Below are 18,036 nucleotides of genomic sequence, written 5' to 3'. Positions count from 1 at the left end.
TAGCACTCCTTAGACCGTCTCTACCGGCAGCTGGTCAAATTCGTAGTTATAGGACTTAAGAGTTCCCTCATCTTCATGGTCAAATACAGAAATCGTACGGACCATGGCATCGGCCACCTGCATAAAGACCTTTGCCGATTCCGAATTAGGGTTACTCAACACGGCAGGAGTTCCCCCATCGCCACAATCGGCAACGGCCGGTTCCAGAGGCACCTTCCCGATCAGGGGGACACCCCACTTCTTAGCGATGGATTCACCACCACCCTGGCGGAAGATGTAGTGAGGCTTATTGCACTGGTCGCAAATAAAGTAACTCATATTTTCTACAACGCCGACCACAGGAACGCCAACATTATCGAACATGGCGATACCCTTGCGGCAGTCAGCAAGGGCCACTTCCTGGGGAGTAGTCACCACGACCGCACCAGACATGGGGCAGTTCTGGGTCAAGGTCAGCTGGATATCGCCTGTTCCCGGAGGAAAGTCCACCAGCAGGTAATCCAACTTACCCCAGCGCACATGGTGAATAAAATGCTGAATCATCTGACTTACCATAGGTCCACGCCAAATGGTAGCCTTATCGGAATCAGCGAACATACACATAGACACAATGCTTACGCCGCCCTTTGCTTCAACAGGGGCGATGGTGTTGTCGTCAAAAACTTCGGGAGCCTTGTCGATACCGAACATAAGACCCATGCTAGGGCCGTAAATGTCAGCATCAAGAATACCCACACGGGCACCGGAAAGGCTCAAGGCCATGGCCAGGTTAGCAGTCACCGTAGACTTACCCACACCGCCCTTGCCACTAGCCACGGCCACCACATGGGCCACTTCGCCAATATGGGAATCCTTAGGAGCCTGGGCAGCGGAATTACCGGCAGCGCCACCTTCCTTCGCGGTAAAGGTCACATTCACTTCGCTTGCGCCAAGAGACTTCACGATGGCAATGCACTGATCCTTGAACTGATCACGGATAGGACAAGTGGGAGTTGTCAAGCGAAGATCAAAGCTAACCTTATCGCCTTCAATCTTAAGATTCTGCACGAAATCCAGTTCCACAATATTCTTGTGAAGGTCCGGATCCTGCACGGCGCTAAGCGCCTTCAAAATGGTCTTTTCGTTTAGAGTCATATTAACCTAGCGAGAATTTCGGCATGCGCAACAAGTGAGTCATGCAAGGAGGCCATTCTTCTTCGTAATGGCTAACCAAAATAAGAGTGGTTTCTGTGGACAGGAGCTGCAACAGATGGAACAGCTTTTCGCGATATTCACCCTTCAACCCCTGGGAAGGTTCATCTAACAGAAGAACCTCGGGAGGGCGAATTGCGGCACGAGCCATGAGCACCAGACGCTTGTCGATGGGCGACAGGGAACGGATATTCTGGTTCACGTCTTCAAATCCCAGATAAGTCAACCATTCACGAGCTTTCGCCTTTTCTTCCCAAGTGGGATTGGCGGCGCGACAAAGGTTAGGGGTAAAGCCGGTGCAGAGCACCTCCAGGAGCGTCAAATCTTCACGGTACTGCAAGGCCAGTTCAGGAGAGAAAAATCCCAGTTTGGCCTTGTGGTCCCAAATGTTGAGACCATGGCCCGGGCGTTCCCCCAACAGTGTAATGTCATTATTGTAAATCTGGGGATGGTCCGCAGTAAGCATGCCCAGCAACGTACTCTTGCCGGCACCATTCTCGCCCATCACGGCCCAGTGTTCACCCTTGCGAACAGTCCAGTTCAAATTCTTCAGGACATCGGTTTCACCAAAGCGGACATTGATATTTTTCAAGTCGAAGAGAATTTCAGCATCCTCGGACTTGGAGTCTGAAGCTTCGGACCTCAATTCCACGATTTCATAATCTTTCAGTTCTGCCTTGGTATACTTGGGCTTCGCCGCTTCCTTGGGCAATTCACCCTCGTACTGCACAAAAGTCTTGTCGGCATAAACAAAGGCGGGAATTTCCGGGAGCAGTTCGTCTTCTCGAGCAAGACGGACAGCGATTTTCAAGCCGGTGCCGCGACTACGGGCAAGTTCTGCCACACAGCCTGCCAGATGGGCGCGATACTCAGGATCCAGCCCGCCAAACAGATCGTTGAAGTAAATCCACTCCGGATTTTCCATCCACATGCGAGCCAGCAAGACTCGACGCAGTTCCCCGTTAGAAAGGCTCAGAAGCTTTCTATCCAGAATACCTTCTGCAAGGTCCGCAATTTTTAACGCTTCATCAAGTTTTTCGGGATCCGTTTCTGGCCAGGCCATGTCCTCGATATAGCGATCCGTCTGCAAGAAGAACTTCTTGTTCAAAAGCAGATTACGCACCAACAGAGCCTCATCATCATGGAGGCTAATAAAGCGCTGCTGAAAGAACGGGGCAAGAGCCTGTTGAATCTTTCGCTGAATAGTTTCCGACATAGTGGAAACCTTTTCTCGCTGACTCAAAAAATGAGTAATGACCCGGTCAAGATCAGCACCTTCGGTACTAAAAATCTGCACCTGCGGGAACTTCTCTATCAAGGCTTCAAAACGTTTGAATTCCATGAGGCCAAAGATAGTATTTAATGGATAAATCGGCCGAAACGGCTCTAGCAAACACGAAGTGTGACGGCCGTCGCACAAAAACAAGATTAAGCGTGATTTAAATCAGACAGCACCTGATTTTTTATTCCAAGACAAAACATCCGTTTTGCACTTTTTTCTCCTCTATTTTCAAGGCAAGCGTATTTTATTAATTGGGAAATTTTAATTCGCTTTTGCGGAGGTTTTTATGAAAAAGTCAGTAGCATTCGTTGCATGTTCGGCATTCCTGCTGGGAGGCTGTCTTGAAGCAGGTACAGAAGCCGTAACATCAGAAACTGGAGCAACTAGCGAAACTGTTTCTGCAGAAATCTCCGGATCTATTGAAGTATCTGGATCAGCCAGCGTTTCTACCACTGCACCTTCGTTGCGTGCAATGGTTCAGTCCATTTATGGACTGGGCCCCTGCAACACAAGCAACGAGGGAGACGCCACCTACGTCATTGACGAAGAAGCCTACTTCCAGTGCACAGGAGGACTGTGGTCGGAACAGAAGCAAGCAACCTCCGTCGGAAATACATGTACCATTTCCGGAAACGGCAACAACAACGTAGTGTTCTGCGGTAATGCCACCATTGGCACTCTGGTCATTGGAGGAAACAGCGCATTGGACACTTCCGTCGCAGCAATTGTCGGTAAAGACGGCAAGGACGGTGTCGATGGTAAAGATGGACGTGATGGTATCGACGGCAAGGACGGCGTTGACGGTAAGGATGGAACATCCTGCACTGTTGCAATTCTTGCAGACAACTCCGGCTATAAAATCCTCTGCGGTGGTGATTCCGTCGGAGTCCTGCTCCACGGTCTAAACGGCGTCGATGGTAAGGACGGCCGCGACGGTGTCGATGGCAAGGACGGCCGCGACGGTGTCGATGGCAAGGATGGCCGCGATGGCGTTGACGGCAAGGACGGCATCGATGGTAAGGATGGCCGCGATGGCATTGACGGCAAGGACGGTATCGATGGCAAGGACGGCCGCGATGGCGTTGACGGCAAGGACGGTGTCGATGGAAAGGACGGCCGCGATGGTGTTGACGGCAAGGACGGTATCGATGGTAAGGACGGCCGCGATGGCGTTGACGGCAAGGATGGCATCGATGGCAAGGACGGCCGTGATGGTGTTGACGGCAAGGACGGCATCGATGGTAAGGATGGCCGCGATGGCGTTGACGGCAAGGACGGTATCGATGGTAAGGACGGCCGCGATGGCGTTGACGGCAAGGATGGCATCGATGGTAAGGATGGCCGTGACGGTGTCGATGGCAAGGACGGCAAAGACTGCAACTGCTGTGACACTGTCGAAATCACCAAGAAGACTTGGGCCAATCTGAACCCCGACATTGACTACTGTCAGTTCCAGGACACCCGCGATGGACAGTGGTACAAGTGCGTTGTCATCGGCAATCAGACCTGGATGGCTGAAAACCTGAACTACGCCGGTACCGCCAGCAAGAGCTGGTGCTATAAGAACCAGGAAGCCAACTGCGATATCTACGGAAGACTGTATTCATGGGCCGCAGCAGCCGACGTTTCTGAAAGCTACAACAGAAGCAGCGCAAGAATCTCCGGAAAACACCAGGGTGCATGCCCCATTGGCTGGCATCTCCCCACAAATTCCGAATGGGACTCTCTCGCTTACGTCGTCAGCAAGAAGAACAGCTATATCGGCAAGGCTCTCCTTGCAAAGACATACGGCGGCACTGATGATTTTGGCTTCTCCGCCATGCTGGCAGGAAACTGGAAAACCGACCTCATCGACCGTTCCGATTACTTCGACAACGTTGATTGGGTCGCAGACTTCTGGAGCGCTACTGAATCTTCTGACTCTGCAATTCGCAGAAACATCGGCTATTACGACAACACCAGTCTCAATACCGAATACGAAGAAAAGTATGAATGGGGCTACTCCGTTCGCTGCGTCAAGGACTAACCATTCTATCATAGAAACAAAAAACGCTCTGGCATCACAGCCAGGGCGTTTTTTATTAGGCTTTTTTAGACCTTTTCTAGAACTGGGTGAAGAATTCCCAAGTTGTTTCGGGAACCCAGGATTTTGTCGATCCCGGATCCTTATGATCCCAGATGTGCCCGCCGTTCTGAGTACACCACTTTACCGGGAAGCGTTCATCCACAGTCTTGTAGTCATAGCAGAGATGAGGACCAGAGCCCTTGTATTCTTCGGCCTGTTCGCCACTAGCATCCGTAAAGTTAGGTCCATTGTGCTTTAAGGCTGTATTACGGGCTGCACGACCAAGGTCCGGACGGCACAGGTCGTCCTGCAGGCCAAGCACACCCATCCAGGCGATGGACTTGCCGGAATGAGGCGGAACATAGATGTTGATTTCAGCCGTTTCGTAAGCTGCTACACCACGAAGCACATGCTGATGGTCGCGGGAAAGGCCGTTGGTGAACATAGAGCCATAGCTGAAGCCGGCGGAGAACACGCGGGAAGAGTCAATGCAGAGATTTCCCTGAAGATCTGCCAGAAGTTCATCAAACAGAGTGTAGTCATCTTGTGCCCAGGGAGCCTGATTGCCGTTTCCTTCGGGAGCCACAAAGATGGTAGTCTTTTCGGTGTCCAGAGGTTTCATGCCATAGTAGCCTTCTTGCTGGACGCCACCAGCCCAACCACCCATGCAGTGCATACCGAAAACAAGGCGATAAGGTTTGGTATTATCGTAGTTGTCAGGGATATCGATTCTGATGGTACGCTTGCCCTTGCTCCACTGGAATTCATAGCTGCCCGACTTTACGCGGCTCCAGGTTTTGCCACAACCACGAGTAGGCACGGGTGCGTTCCCCTTGGCCCATCCAAAGTCATAAACTTCCTCTGCACCCACGGCCTTTTCCAGGGTCAGATCCAAGTTGGTATCGAGATTCGCGAGAGCTACTTTAAGTGTATCATAACCGTCTGCGGTAACCTGTAGAGTTCCCCCCTCCCCTTCCTTTTTCAGGGTATTTACAGGAGCCACTCCATAAGATGAACCATAGGAACCTCGGGCCGTAAACTTCACACCTTGCAAGGCGTTCCCCATCTTCACTCGGGCATAGTACGTTCCTTCGCTCTTTACAAAGCTACGCATATCAACGGAACCCGAGCCGTTCAATTCCTGATTCACAACTCTAAAACCCATGGCATCAAAAACCTGTACCTGCACAGGAGCCGATGCAGCCTGAGAATAAGAAAGTATTCCGTTATCGACTCTTACGAAGCCAGGATTCACAACAGGCTTAATCGCCGTAGTATTAATCGGCGTATCGCGAATGGTAAAGGAGCCTACCCCGTCCGAAACAGCAGAATACTCTGTGCCGATCAAAGATAGTTCAGCCCCCTTCACCGCCTTTCCCTTGGCATCATGAACGGAACCTGTCAAAACAAAGGCATTTGCCGAAGATACAGACAGCGCTGTGGCCAAACCCAAAGCCAGAACATTCCTGTTTTTCATCTCATTTTTCCTTTTTTGATAAAAACCACAAGGTAAACTTACCCTTATTTACGATAAATGGCTTATGAACAAAGTGGATTTCCGTGGACGATATATCCATGCACAACCGGCATAGACTTTTCTATTTTAGGGGACAATGAATAAGATCCTGCAAAAAGCGATTCTAGGGGCAGAAAACCCGACAAATAATGATTTCCGCCTGACCCCTGCGGAAGGGCTGGAACTCTTGACAGAAACACCCTGGACACAGGTGGTAGAAGCCGCCAACACGGTACGTCAAAAACGCCTTCCCGGCAACCGTGTGGGCTACACCGCATTCCGCATCGTGAACTACACCAACGTATGCGAAGTGACCTGCAGTTTCTGCAGTTTTTGCAGGCCCTACAAGAGCCCCGAAGCCTATGTATTGACTCTCGACGAAATCCGTCAGAAGACCATCGAGGCCAAGGCCAAGGGCGCCGACCACATCTTTTTGCAGGGCGGAGTCAACAAGGAAATCCCCCTGTCCTATTACACCGACGTACTGAAAATGCTGACCCAGGAAATGGGAGTACGAGTCCGCGGATTTTCGCCCGTAGAACTCAAGCGCATGGCCGAGTTCAACAACATGCCTCTCGAAAGTCTGCTGGACATTCTTAAGGATGCAGGTCTTAGTTCTGTTCCGGGTGCAGGCGCAGAAATTCTCAGCGACCGCATGCGTCAAATGCTCAGCCCCAAGAAACTGCAAGCACAGGAATGGTGCGACGTTCTGGCAGCCTGCCACAAGAAGGGTCTCCCCGGCAGCGCCAATATCGTATTCGGCAGTGTCGAAACCCCCGAAGAGATTATCGAGCACCTGGAGTACGTCCGAAAGACCCAGGACCAGGCAGTCACCGCAAACGTCGCCGGATTTAACAGTTTCGTCGTATGGACTTTCCAACCCCAGACAGACAAGTTCCCCATCTGCCATGTTCGCGGAGACGAATACCTAAAGCTTCTGGCCCTCAGCCGCCTCTACCTGGATAACATCCCCCATATCGAAGTTTCTTTGCTGGGGATGGGACTTTCGCTGGGTGAATTGGGACTGCACGCCGGTGCCGACGACATCAACAGCATTGTCATCGAAGAAAACGTCCTTACCAACCACGGATTGACCAGCATCGAAGCCGCAGAAGACTTTATCCGTAAGGCAGGATTCACTCCTTACCGCCGCAGTCTGAATTTCGACTGATATCTTCGTTTTCTGTTCACGAAATCCAGCCGTTTTATACATCTCGCAACCTAAAATTTGGTATTTTTAGGCCATGAAAAAATTGACGCTAGCATGTATGGCCCTTACAGCCATGGCTTTTGCCCGCCCGTCCCTCCAATTTGACAGGGACCGTATTGAGGCTGGCAACACTTTTGGAATTCAGCTTGTGTTCCCCCTGCAGGATTTGCCCGACAACCGAAGCGACCTGCATTTTGAAGCCCAGAATGGATTCAACCTTGTAAAGTTGGACAGTGCCGACCAGGTCATGCGTCCAGAAATGGACCCCTTTGAATCCTTCTTTGGCGGTGGCGGCAGAGCCCGCAGCTACAAGGCACGCGTCTACACCTTTACCTTGAAGGCCCCAAAGAAAACCGGACGGATCAGCGCCGGTGGCATCTTCATGAACATCGATGGCCAGAAACATGGCATCACAGGCGATATCCCAGTCAACATTCAGCGGGCCTTTACCGACGATGCCCTTGCCGTTAGCCTGACCCCCAGCAAGAAATCCGTTTACGAAGGCGAACAGTTCTCTGTTACGTTGGGTTTCCACACCTACGAACATTTCCAGGGGAACCTGCAGGCCACCGACATGAGCACCGGTAACGACTTTATCGTCCACCGCAGTGATCTCGCCAACATGAAATTCGAACCGGTTGAAAACGCCCGCCGAGAACTTCAGGCCAGCGCCAAGTTTGCATGGCTCAGCCCCACCAAGAGCGGCAACCTGCAAATTCCGGCATTCAAGTTCAAATACACCAAGCTGGGTGAACCCAAGGTCGTCGAAGAAAAGAAGCAGATGGGCGGCATGTCCTTCTCGAGCAGAAGCGTCAAGCAGGAATCGATCGAGGCCGAAGCCACCTCCCCCACCGTCAACATTACCGTTAAGCCCCTCCCCACCGAAGGCAAGCCCGAAAACTTTAGCGGTATGGTAGGCAACTACAGCTTTAGCGCAGACTTTGACCGCACCAACCTCAAGGTGGGCGAAGCCATGACCCTGTCCATCAACATCAAGGGTGACGGCCTTCCCGGATCCATTACCGATCCCAAGCTTCCCGACTTTAGCGATTTCCGCTCGGTGCCTCCCGAAAATGACATCTCCAAGAAGATCGTTGGAAACAAGGTGGTCACCAGCAAGAGCATAAAAGTCTTCCTTTACCCCAAGAAGAAGGGCGAATTCACCATCCCCGAAATCAAGTACAGCTGGTTCAATCCAAGCAAGAAGAAATACGAAACCGCAGTGGCTGGCCCCTGGAATATCGAAGTAGAAAAGGGCGACGCTTCTGCAGAAGCCATGTTCCAGGCACCTGTAGCCAACGTATCAAACGGTCCCGCCCCAGTTCAGAAGAAAGAGATCGAGGCTCTGGGCAGCGACATCCGTTTCATTCATAAAATTAGCGGTACCGCTTCGAGTCAAGCCCCTTACAAGAACGTCCTCTACTGGATTCTCTTTGCAGCGGCCCTTCCCTTCTACTTCATTGTCACCTTGGCCATCAAGCGTAAGCGCAAACTCAGCAGCAACCAGGCCCTGGTTCGCAAGGGCAAGGCTAGCAAGCAGCTGAAGACCCGCTTTGCCAACGCCAATGCCGCACTGCAAAAGGGCGACGCCAAGGCTCTCTACGCCGCTCTAGAAAACGGTCTGGTAGATTACCTTAGCGACTTGACCAACGCAGAATTCAGGGGCATGACCCGTCCCCAGATGAAGCAGGAACTGGAAAGCCGCGGCGTCTCTGCCGAAACCATTTCCGCCATTGACAGCTGGCTTGAAAAATGCGCCTTCGCACGTTTCGCCCCGGTCAGTCCCTCCGCCGAAGAACAGAAGAAAATGCTCGCGGACGTGGAAAAACTTTGCGAAAGTCTGAACGGGCTGAAATAAGGCCAAAAGAGGTTTTATAAAATGAAGAATATTTTTAAAGTCTGGTTTTTAGCAGCCCTCTGTATTGCAAGTCTGGGAATAGCTAGTGCAGCACCTACCGCCTGCGCCGGCATCGAGGCCGGAACAAAAGCCTACAACGAAGGCGATTTCGAACGAGCCATCGACGAATGGCGCACCTGCAACGACAGCTACGAAGAACAAGGCATCCAGGACGCCGACTTGTTGTACAATCTGGGAAACGCCTATTTCCGTAGCGCAAAGTTGGGTTATGCCATCTATTACTTTAAAAGCGCCCTACGCCTACGTCCCAACGATGCCGACGTCCAGCACAATCTGGCCTATGCCCAGGCTATGACCAAGGACAAGGTTGATGAAGACGACGAAGAGAACCCGCTGTTGGCAGGTCTCTTCAAGGCCCACCATGCCCTTTCCCTGAAAGCTCAGATGTTCGCCCTGTTAGGTATTTTCTGGCTCATTATGCTGGCAGCCATCGTCCGCAAGGTTTCCACCAGCGAAAAGACCAAGAATATCTTTATCGGGTTCATTTTCGTGCTCACCGCCATTTTCAGCATCATCGGAGCAAGCGCTGGCTACAAGATCATTGTTGCCGAAACCGAAATTACCGGAGTCGTTACCGCAGCCGATGCCGATGTCACCAGCGCACCTAACGACAAGGCCCAAACCTTGAATACCCTTTCTGAAGGAACCTCCTTCGAAGTTCTTTCGGAACAAGGCCGTTTCGTAGAAATCCGCCTCGGCGAAAAGGTCAAGGGGTTTGTAAAGCGTAGCGAAATAGGTATCGTCCGCTAGGCATTCGATTCACAAAAAATATCTAAACAGAAAACGCGGGGCATCTCCCGCGTTTTTTAGTTATACGATCCAGCCGCCACCGACGACCATGTCGCCATCATAGAATACGGCACACTGCCCCGGAGTCACGGCAAATAGCGGTTCCATAAAGCGGGCGATAGCTTTCCCGTCTTCAAGGATGCTTACCTCGCAAGACACAGGACGTTGCCTATAACGCACCATGCCCTCGCAGCGGAATACATCACCGGGCTTTACCGCCCCTCCATGCCACACGCAGTTTTCAATCTGCACCATGTCGGCACTTACGGCAGCCTTGTCGGCAGTCACCACAATGTCCCCTGTTTCCGGATTCACGTTCCGCACAAAGGCAGGCACGCCCAAAGCGACTCCAAGCCCTTTACGCTGACCGACCGTATAACGATGGAAACCGTCATGTTTGCGAAGCACCTTGCCCTCTTCCGTAACAAAGTTCCCGCCACGGGTCATTTGGCCATAACGGTCCGTCAAGAAGTTTGTATAGTCCTCGCCATAAATATCAAAGCAGATATCCTGGCTATCGCTGGCACTGGCATTTACGAAACCATGTTGGGCGGCAATTTCACGAACCTGGGACTTAACAAAACCTCCGAGAGGAGTAAGCACACGGGCACGCGACTCGTCGGGAACACCGAAAAGGAAATAGCTTTGGTCCTTACCTACGTCAAGTCCCTTAAAAAGTCTGCGGGCTCCGTCAACGTCCTTCATCTGGACATAATGACCGGTCGCCAAAAAATCAGCACCATGTTCCAGGGCGAAATCCATCATCCAGCCAAACTTGATGTAACGATTGCAATAGCAGCAGGGGTTTGGCGTACGGGCCCTAGAAAAATCATTGTGGCAACGTTTTAACACACGTTCCGTAAAGGCGTCATCACAAACAGCCATATGATGCTCAATTCCCAATCTATCAGCCACGGAGCGAGCCTTCAAAACGCTCTCATCTTTTTCGGGATCATAGGCGCGAGAAGCCTCGGCCAAGGGAGGCAACACTCGCAAGGTCACACCAAAAACTTCGTACCCCTGTTCCTGCAACAAAAGCGCCGCCACCGAGGAATCCACACCTCCGCTCATTCCAACAGCTACTCTTTGCTTTGCCATAATTACATCCTTTAAAACAATGTGCGCCCCCGAAGAGGCGCCTCATATTTTTTAATTGAATCGCAGCATCAGCGCAATTTCAAACTGCAGAATCTGACGCAGGTGAGGAGTTTCGTCATCCAGCTTTTCATGAATCTGGCGGTACTCGACGTAAGAACTCATAGAGGCCATCTTATTGAACTGATAGCTGGCTGCAGGACGCAGGAACCATTCGTGTGTTCTTGAGGGAACCCTACGTTCTTCCAGATGAAGCTTCGGATTATACACCGTCAGAGTCTCTTCAGTTCCTGTCGTGGGAGCCACATAAGACCACTGTCTAAAGACACCATCAGAAGTACCGCTTTCGGGAGCCCACATGTCATAACCTTCGTTGGGAACGTATTCCTTACGAATAGTCTTCTTGTAGTCGTAACCTGCGGTGAACTTCAAGTCGATAGAATTCTTGAACTTGTAGAACCACTTCCAGATCTTAAGTACCTTGTCTAGCTTAAGAGGATAGGTAACGGTAAAGTCGTCACCAATATTGAAGGCGAAGTCGTTATACAGGGCCGTATGAATCCAGGGCGTTTCCCAGAAATAGTCCGTCGTATCGCGAGAGCTTCCACCACTGCAATCCTGATTTTCAGGAGCCCAACTGGTACAGCTGACCACTTCTTCCTTGGGGCGACGATCCGTGCTCTCAATCTTCATGCGGACCGCATTTTCGATACGCATATTGTTCTGGAGCAAGAAGGTAATCTTGACCAGCGGATTGAAGTTAAGCGTCTGACTCCAGGAATCTTCTGCACTCTGGAACGGATGAACCGTCGTTGTGTAGGAGTAGTCGAAACGATGAGATGTAGAAACACTCTTGAAATCATTCAGGAACGAAACTCTCTGGGCGAAGTTGGGAACAGTCACACCGACACCAATCTTCGGCCACAACGTGGTGGTATCGATATACAGCGGGTATTCACGAGACTGGGAGAAATCTTCCTTCCACTGCAAATCGCCCGTCACACCGATATCCCAAATCGGCAAGGTAATTCCCGTACCCACCTGGAACTGGCGGGAAACGGCATGTCTAAAGTTCCCCTGATAAACCAGAGTATCCACTTCATGGTTACGATACTGGGCAAACCTGCGGAAATCATCGCGATGGTCAAGTCCCATGTCGCCAGTTACGATATTGTAGAGTCCGCGGTTCCTATAGCCATTGCCAAGACCGAGACCGTACAGATAATACTGCAGCGGAGTCACACCCTGATCTTCATAAAGCTGAGACAAGGTGAAGTTTTCACCCACGGTGTTTGTGCTTGCAGTCCAGTTGAAACGAATTTCACGCCACTTGATCTTTTCCAGGGCGCTGGCCACGGCATTTTCCTTGCCAAAGCTCTGAACCAAATCCAAAATCCTGAAGGTGGGAGAAAATTCGAATCGGTTGGTCTGAGAAATAGTCCAGTAGTTCTTTTCGATCATGGTTTCATCCCTAAAGGAGAAATCATCGGGAATCGTTTTCTGCTGGCTAAAGTCAGAGGTGAAATTCGTGGTAAACGGAATGAAGGGAATCAGCCTGGGGTTAAAGCCGATTCTAAACTGCTGACTACGAGCACGTTCGTTACGAAGAATACCATAGGAACGGCCATATTCCCTGTGGCCCACACTATCCACCTTGTAGAAGCGGGTGCTATCATACAGGATTTCATAGGAGTCGGGATTCTGCATATCGACCACCCAGTCCTCACCCAAGGTATCGCCATCGGCAGAAAGCTTCGGTCTAGGAATGGTGTCGTAAGGAATGACAAGCACACTATCAGAAGAAATGTAGACCTTGCGATCAGTATGATCGAAATCAAAGACATAATCGCTGGCAAAGAGGCCGCCGTCTCTTGAAGTAAAGAAGTTCTTCTTTACAAAGGCTTCACGGTCGCCACCACCATACATATCACGCTTGATGTTCAAGGAATAGCTGGTCGTCAAGAACGAGAAAATATTCCAGCGCATGTTCAGCTTGTGGTTCAATTCCGTGGTATAGGTAACCACCTTGTCTACCTGGGGATCCACATAATCCGGATCACGAGCCTGGTTCACATAACGCACATAGTTCAAGTCGAACAGGGTCAAGTCGAAAGTCTGCGGCCAAGGTTCAAATTCAGTCTTGGAAAGTTCCTTGAGCCAGGAGATGTCAGACAGGCCTTCCATCGGCTTAAACTTAAAGAGGCTAAACGTACCCAACTTATATTCAAGAATCGTATGGTACGAATAAGTGGAGTCGGCACTGGTTGTGGAACGGCCTTCAGATTCAGTATAGGAATAACTGAACGCAGGGCGGTCCAGGAAAATCTGGGACATCACTTCACCGAACTTGGATTCGTGAGCCTTGTAGTCCTTGCGGTAGCTGATACCGATGGTCTTTTCGCGAACGTAAGACTGGTAGCCCTTTGATTCACCTTCGTCACGAAGCTGCTGTTCATCACTGGGATCCACTTCGAGCTGCTGCTGGAACATATCGCCTGTCATTTCGACAAAGCTGCTGTGGTTCAGCATCATGTCATCAGTAGGCTTCATGTAGGGGCGCTTCGTAGTGCTATGGTATCCCAAAGAAAGCGGAATATGGAAGCCGGCGCTATCATCCAGGAACTTGTTCAAATTCATGGTAAAGTCGCTGGCCACATCCAGCTGAGAAGCGGCTTCAGAAACCTTGGGCTTAGGAGAGCCATTAGAAGTAGAAAGGGTAGCAAAGTTTCCATCCTGATAACGGACCGTTCCAGAAAGGGAGATGAAGTCAGAGAAGTTCACCTGACCGCCAACACGGCCTGCATAACCCCAATCCGTATCCATATCGGAAAGGCGCAAGTCGTCTACCCAGAAGGTACCTTCAAAACTAGAGGCGTCGCTGCTGGAATCCGCAATAATCACAAAGCGCATCCAGTCAATGCTGGTAATAGACGGATTACCCACCAGGCGGATTTTTTCTTCGCGGTCTCTTTCGCCACTCTTCGGCTTCAGCTTCTTTTCGACAGCGGTTACAAACGGCGGAGTACGGCCACGCTTCAAGTCAGAGAAATCAGCCACATTCATAGAGAAGGCGTTGTCGAGCCAGTTGTCATCGTGGCATACGGTAGAGCTACATTCCAGCTTAACCGGCTTGAAGCTCCATTCGTAGTAATCGCTTGAACCTTCCAGCGAGCCTTCACCGAACTGAATGGCAAATCGGACGTCACCCGTATTGTCCTTCGCGGCATAATGGATTTCCATCTTCACCGACTTATAGCTGGAGAAGTCCTTCTTGTCCGTCTCGAAGATGCGGGTCACGCCCACTTCCTGACCCGGCTGCATATTATGGTAATCCAGGACAAGTGCCGTTTCCTTCAGGGGAGCGTTTGTATCGGAATCACGTTCCGTCGCCGTATTGGGAGACTTGGAATACTTGTCGGAGTTTTCGCGGTTATTGATTGTAGAAACCTTGATGTAGGTGGTATCCCTTGCAGAGGTCACTTCGCTCACCTGAGTTTCAACGCCATTGATTTCTACAATCTGGGAATTTTCGTTAGTCGAAGTGCGATACAGGTCGGCAACGGTTGTTTCTTCCCAGGCATTACCCACAACGGCAAGATGAACAATCTGGACCTTGGCTTCGGCCACACCCTTGTTCAAGGAACCCATCCAGAGTCGAGAATACTGAGCGCCCGACAAGATCGACAGATAATCGCTACCCGTAGAAGACACGATGGTATCATACTGGTTCAGCGGGATGCGCCACTTGCGCCAGCCGTTCTTCAATTCCTCGAAATGAGCCTTCAGCGTATCAGAAAGGTCGATACGATAACGAACAAAGCTAATGTCCGTATCCAGGGCGCCGTTCTTGTTAATGTCTTCGGTATCGTAGCTGCGTTCACCGGAGTTGTTTTCGGTACCGTTAATGTTTACCGGAGGATCGCTAAGATCTTCCAGGTCATCATCGTAATCATCGCGAGCGATATCCGTAGAACCGGCATCCGCCTTCACTTCCCTGGATTCACAGCCGGCATTACTGCACTTCCATACATAGCGGACTTCATCGGCGCCAGTAGCGTTGTCCAGACCCTTGTCGTGCAGGGCCGTAGTCGTACCCAGGTCATTTTCACCATCATACTTTTCGTTAGGACGATCACCGTTAATAGACAAGTCTTCGCTAACAAGACCAAGGTCCAGGTAAATAGATCCCACGTTACCACGAGCCACCACTTCGACATACTTCAGGTCACTCATATCCTGATAGTAGGCGCTGTTGGGGCGCATGACACCACCCCAGGAATTTCCCATCAGGTTGTCATTGGGGCGAAGCGTCATCTTCAGCACGGTCAAGTGCTGATTGTCCACATCGGAATTACCCACAGCCGGGTAGATGTTCTTGTACAGTTCCGTATTGTTGCTATGCCAGATGAATTCACCCTGATGTCTGTAATCCAGCTCCGGGATGTATGTAAAGATGGAGCGGTCCGTACCACCAGGAGGAGAAGCCTGATACCAGGAAAGCCTAGACAGCGGGTAAGTCAAGCCAGAGGTGGTGGCTTCAAAGTCTTCCACCAAGGCAGACTGGTTCTCGCTAGTATTTGCATTATGATGGCTTGCGGCAATTTCAGCTTCAAAGCGCCAGGAAGACGGAGCAGTAGCATTGATTCCCGGAATGGCGTCCACCAGTTCAGTCAAGGCGTTTACGGTATCCTGCAAGCGCAGGTTCATACCCAGCAATACGCTGGAGTAAGGTTCGTTACCCAAGGTCGGCACTTCAGCCGTGGTGCTCTGACTCTTGTACAGGGCGGTAATACCCAGAACAGATCCTGCACCCAGGCCATACAAGTCCAAAGGCAGTTCAGCACGGGCACCCAGCAACAGCTTGTTGTCGATTTCAAAGAGCGGTTCGCATTCGTAGCTGACCTTGATTTCCTTATTCGGGTCAAGAGCGCGTTCACTCAAAAGTTCAATCTGCCCCAGTTCGTAGTTTACCTCGTAGTCGGTACCACGGATAAGAGTCGTAGAACCTGCGGTCACCTTTTCGGAGCCCGGAGAAATATCCATACAGGAACTACCATTCACAGAATAGCTGGAGCTGGGATCACGAACGCTAAGCGTTGAACTGCGGCGCTTGCCCACAGTTTCGAAATAGAACTTGCTGGTGTAGCGGGAAAGGTTGTAGACCGGCAAGGAATACATCTGGGCCATAGCCGCCGAGGAGTCCACCCAGCGGAGTGGTTCAAGACAGTTATCCATCAATCTGGATTCAGACTTTACCGTCGTATCAGAAGTGGTCTTACAGGGAAGCCACATTTCACCGGTGTAGGTACCGGATTCATTCTTCTTGAAGATGGTTGCGTCGTTAACCAGAGGGTTTCCGGTCTTATCATCCACAAGGCCCAGGGTCTTAAGATAGTTGCCGGCAATGCCAGACTTATTCTTCATGCGCAGCACATAGCTGGAGGCACTGGCGTCAGAAATACCCACAGAGTACACGTTACGGAGCATCAACTTGTCGATGTCCGTCAGTTCCGGCAGAGCCGCATCCCACTGCACCAAGATTACCTTGGATCCGTTCTTGACGTCAGACGTATTTCCACGGCCAGAACTATCGTCGCTCCAGCTTGCGGCAATCAAGGTATTGCGGCTGACACCGTTAACCTTCAAGATACCGGTCTTGCTATCGTAGGTAAAGTCCGTCTTGGGGTCCAGGGCGATCAGGCGGTCCACCTTCTTCTCGATAACCTTGCCATCGGGAGTCCTATAGACCGCCGTTACATTATCGATTACATCCTTTGTAGAATTGCTGAAAGTGGTGATGTTTCCGCGCTTATAGAGCTGCAAGTTCTTTGCGGCAGGATAGTCAGACGTAGTCTTACCATGAATGGCGTTCTTAACGTAAGCCTTCCTGGCACCATGGTTCAAGAAATAATAACGGTAGGCAATGAACTGCTTATCCAGAATCTGGAATTCAGACGTAGACTCGCTAGCCTTCAAGGTATATTCTTCCTGTTCACCACCATCCTGGGATGCAATGGTAGTCAGGCGCCAGTCGCCCAGCTTCCAGTCCGCCTTGATACCAAAGAGGCCCTGATGGTTTTCCGAATAACCCGTCAGTTCCGTACCGGTCAGGGCCAGGTTCGTGGTACCCGCTTCCACACGCTGCAAGATGTAGTCCTCGAATTCATCCTTATAGGATTCTTCGTACACCACGCGCACCTGGTTCTTGGTACCAAGGCCTTCTTCAACGTTATTGATTTCGACGGTAATGTAAGGGCCGATCTTGCCCTTCACCATAAAGTTGGGAGTATAGTTCAGCGTGGGACTGGGCCAGAGGCTGGTATAGGTACTACCTTCGGCATCATCCTTTTCACCGTATCCCTTCAGTCGGATATCCATGGTACCCTGAAGCATCAGCTTAGGCTTATCCAGACCAAAATCGCGCATCCAGGCCGGCATAGTCACCGGGACCGTAATGTCGAAAACGGAACCCGTCTCCGGAGTCTCGTACCCTTCGTTAGCTTGCCCCACCAGACCGTTCAACCATAAATTCTTACGGCCTGCCAGATACATGTCGTTCACGTAATCCGTCAATTCCGGATAATGTGCCGACCAGAGCACGGTGGTATCTCGGGAAGCGGCATTCACATGCTTCTCGGAAATGTCCATTTCACGGGTTGCCACATCCACATCGTGGGTGAACACCTGCCCCTTCATGGTATTCATCAAACGGGGAGAAGAACCGATTCCGCCAAAAGGCGCCATACCGCTCAAAGGTGTCACGGACGGGGGCAACTCCATATACTGCATAGTAGGCTGCCACTCGGTTTCTGCAGGATCAACCTCGCCAACCTCGGCATCCGCCGCAGAAACAACAGACATGGAATCACTCTGAGACCAGGCAAAACCCGCCGTCAGAGCAACACCTAAAGCATAAAACCAGTATTTCAAATCAGAAATAGACACAAACAATAAGCCGCGAAAAAATCCT

The 18,036-nt window shown here is 51.0% G+C and carries 9 protein-coding genes; 4 read left to right on the top strand and 5 right to left on the bottom strand.

Annotated elements, in window-relative coordinates:
* Positions 1-9: 9 nt before the first annotated feature.
* Positions 10-1,134, bottom strand: coding sequence for an Mrp/NBP35 family ATP-binding protein (locus tag MMG03_RS08660; RefSeq protein ID WP_073158797.1), 1,125 nt, complete (start codon positions 1,132-1,134; stop codon positions 10-12).
* A 1-nt stretch (position 1,135) separates the two neighbouring features.
* Complete coding sequence (locus tag MMG03_RS08655; RefSeq protein ID WP_073158794.1) at positions 1,136-2,533, bottom strand: ATP-binding cassette domain-containing protein; 1,398 nt, start codon at positions 2,531-2,533, stop codon at positions 1,136-1,138.
* 226 nt (positions 2,534-2,759) lie between these two features.
* Between MMG03_RS08655 and MMG03_RS08650 the strand changes: the two genes are divergently transcribed.
* Positions 2,760-4,499 (top strand): FISUMP domain-containing protein, encoded by a 1,740-nt coding sequence (locus MMG03_RS08650; RefSeq protein ID WP_158535441.1) that lies wholly within the window; start codon positions 2,760-2,762, stop codon positions 4,497-4,499.
* A gap of 76 nt (positions 4,500-4,575) precedes the next feature.
* Here MMG03_RS08650 and MMG03_RS08645 read toward each other — a convergent pair whose 3' ends face one another.
* Entirely contained in the window at positions 4,576-6,015 is a 1,440-nt protein-coding gene (locus MMG03_RS08645) for an esterase (protein ID WP_088658881.1), read from the bottom strand.
* Between the two features lie 136 nt (positions 6,016-6,151).
* Between MMG03_RS08645 and MMG03_RS08640 the strand changes: the two genes are divergently transcribed.
* The 3 genes from MMG03_RS08640 to MMG03_RS08630 all read left to right on the top strand — a co-directional run bounded on the left by MMG03_RS08640 (position 6,152) and on the right by MMG03_RS08630 (position 9,932).
* Complete coding sequence (locus MMG03_RS08640) at positions 6,152-7,225, top strand: CofH family radical SAM protein (RefSeq protein WP_249506112.1); 1,074 nt, start codon at positions 6,152-6,154, stop codon at positions 7,223-7,225.
* Positions 7,226-7,298: 73 nt separating this feature from the next.
* Positions 7,299-9,122, top strand: coding sequence for a BatD family protein (locus MMG03_RS08635; protein ID WP_249506111.1), 1,824 nt, complete (start codon positions 7,299-7,301; stop codon positions 9,120-9,122).
* A 21-nt stretch (positions 9,123-9,143) separates the two neighbouring features.
* Positions 9,144-9,932: a tetratricopeptide repeat protein gene (locus MMG03_RS08630; RefSeq protein WP_073158784.1), complete on the top strand. Its 789-nt coding sequence runs from the start codon at positions 9,144-9,146 to the stop codon at positions 9,930-9,932.
* A 60-nt stretch (positions 9,933-9,992) separates the two neighbouring features.
* Here the strand turns inward: MMG03_RS08630 and mnmA are convergent, their stop codons facing one another.
* Positions 9,993-11,069, bottom strand: coding sequence for a tRNA 2-thiouridine(34) synthase MnmA (gene mnmA / locus MMG03_RS08625; protein WP_249506110.1), 1,077 nt, complete (start codon positions 11,067-11,069; stop codon positions 9,993-9,995).
* A gap of 51 nt (positions 11,070-11,120) precedes the next feature.
* A complete protein-coding gene (gene sprA / locus MMG03_RS08620) occupies positions 11,121-17,996 on the bottom strand; it encodes a cell surface protein SprA (protein ID WP_249506109.1) in 6,876 nt (2,291 codons plus the stop codon).
* Positions 17,997-18,036 lie beyond the last annotated feature (40 nt).

The sequence above is a fragment of the Fibrobacter sp. HC4 genome (genome assembly GCF_023373925.1).
GTDB lineage: Bacteria > Fibrobacterota > Fibrobacteria > Fibrobacterales > Fibrobacteraceae > Fibrobacter.
This window is presented reverse-complemented; position numbering and strand designations above follow the sequence as displayed.

Bases quoted from the DNA above. Each gene is read 5' to 3' on its own strand.
- MMG03_RS08630 (WP_073158784.1), top strand. From the start codon at position 9,144: ATGAAGAATATTTTTAAAGTCTGGTTTTTAGCAGCCCTCTGTATTGCA.
- MMG03_RS08635 (WP_249506111.1), top strand. From the start codon at position 7,299: ATGAAAAAATTGACGCTAGCATGTATGGCCCTTACAGCCATGGCTTTT.
- MMG03_RS08650 (WP_158535441.1), top strand. From the start codon at position 2,760: ATGAAAAAGTCAGTAGCATTCGTTGCATGTTCGGCATTCCTGCTGGGA.
- MMG03_RS08640 (WP_249506112.1), top strand. From the start codon at position 6,152: ATGAATAAGATCCTGCAAAAAGCGATTCTAGGGGCAGAAAACCCGACA.
- MMG03_RS08645 (WP_088658881.1), bottom strand. From the start codon at position 6,015: ATGAAAAACAGGAATGTTCTGGCTTTGGGTTTGGCCACAGCGCTGTCT.
- mnmA (WP_249506110.1), bottom strand. From the start codon at position 11,069: ATGGCAAAGCAAAGAGTAGCTGTTGGAATGAGCGGAGGTGTGGATTCC.
- MMG03_RS08655 (WP_073158794.1), bottom strand. From the start codon at position 2,533: ATGGAATTCAAACGTTTTGAAGCCTTGATAGAGAAGTTCCCGCAGGTG.
- MMG03_RS08660 (WP_073158797.1), bottom strand. From the start codon at position 1,134: ATGACTCTAAACGAAAAGACCATTTTGAAGGCGCTTAGCGCCGTGCAG.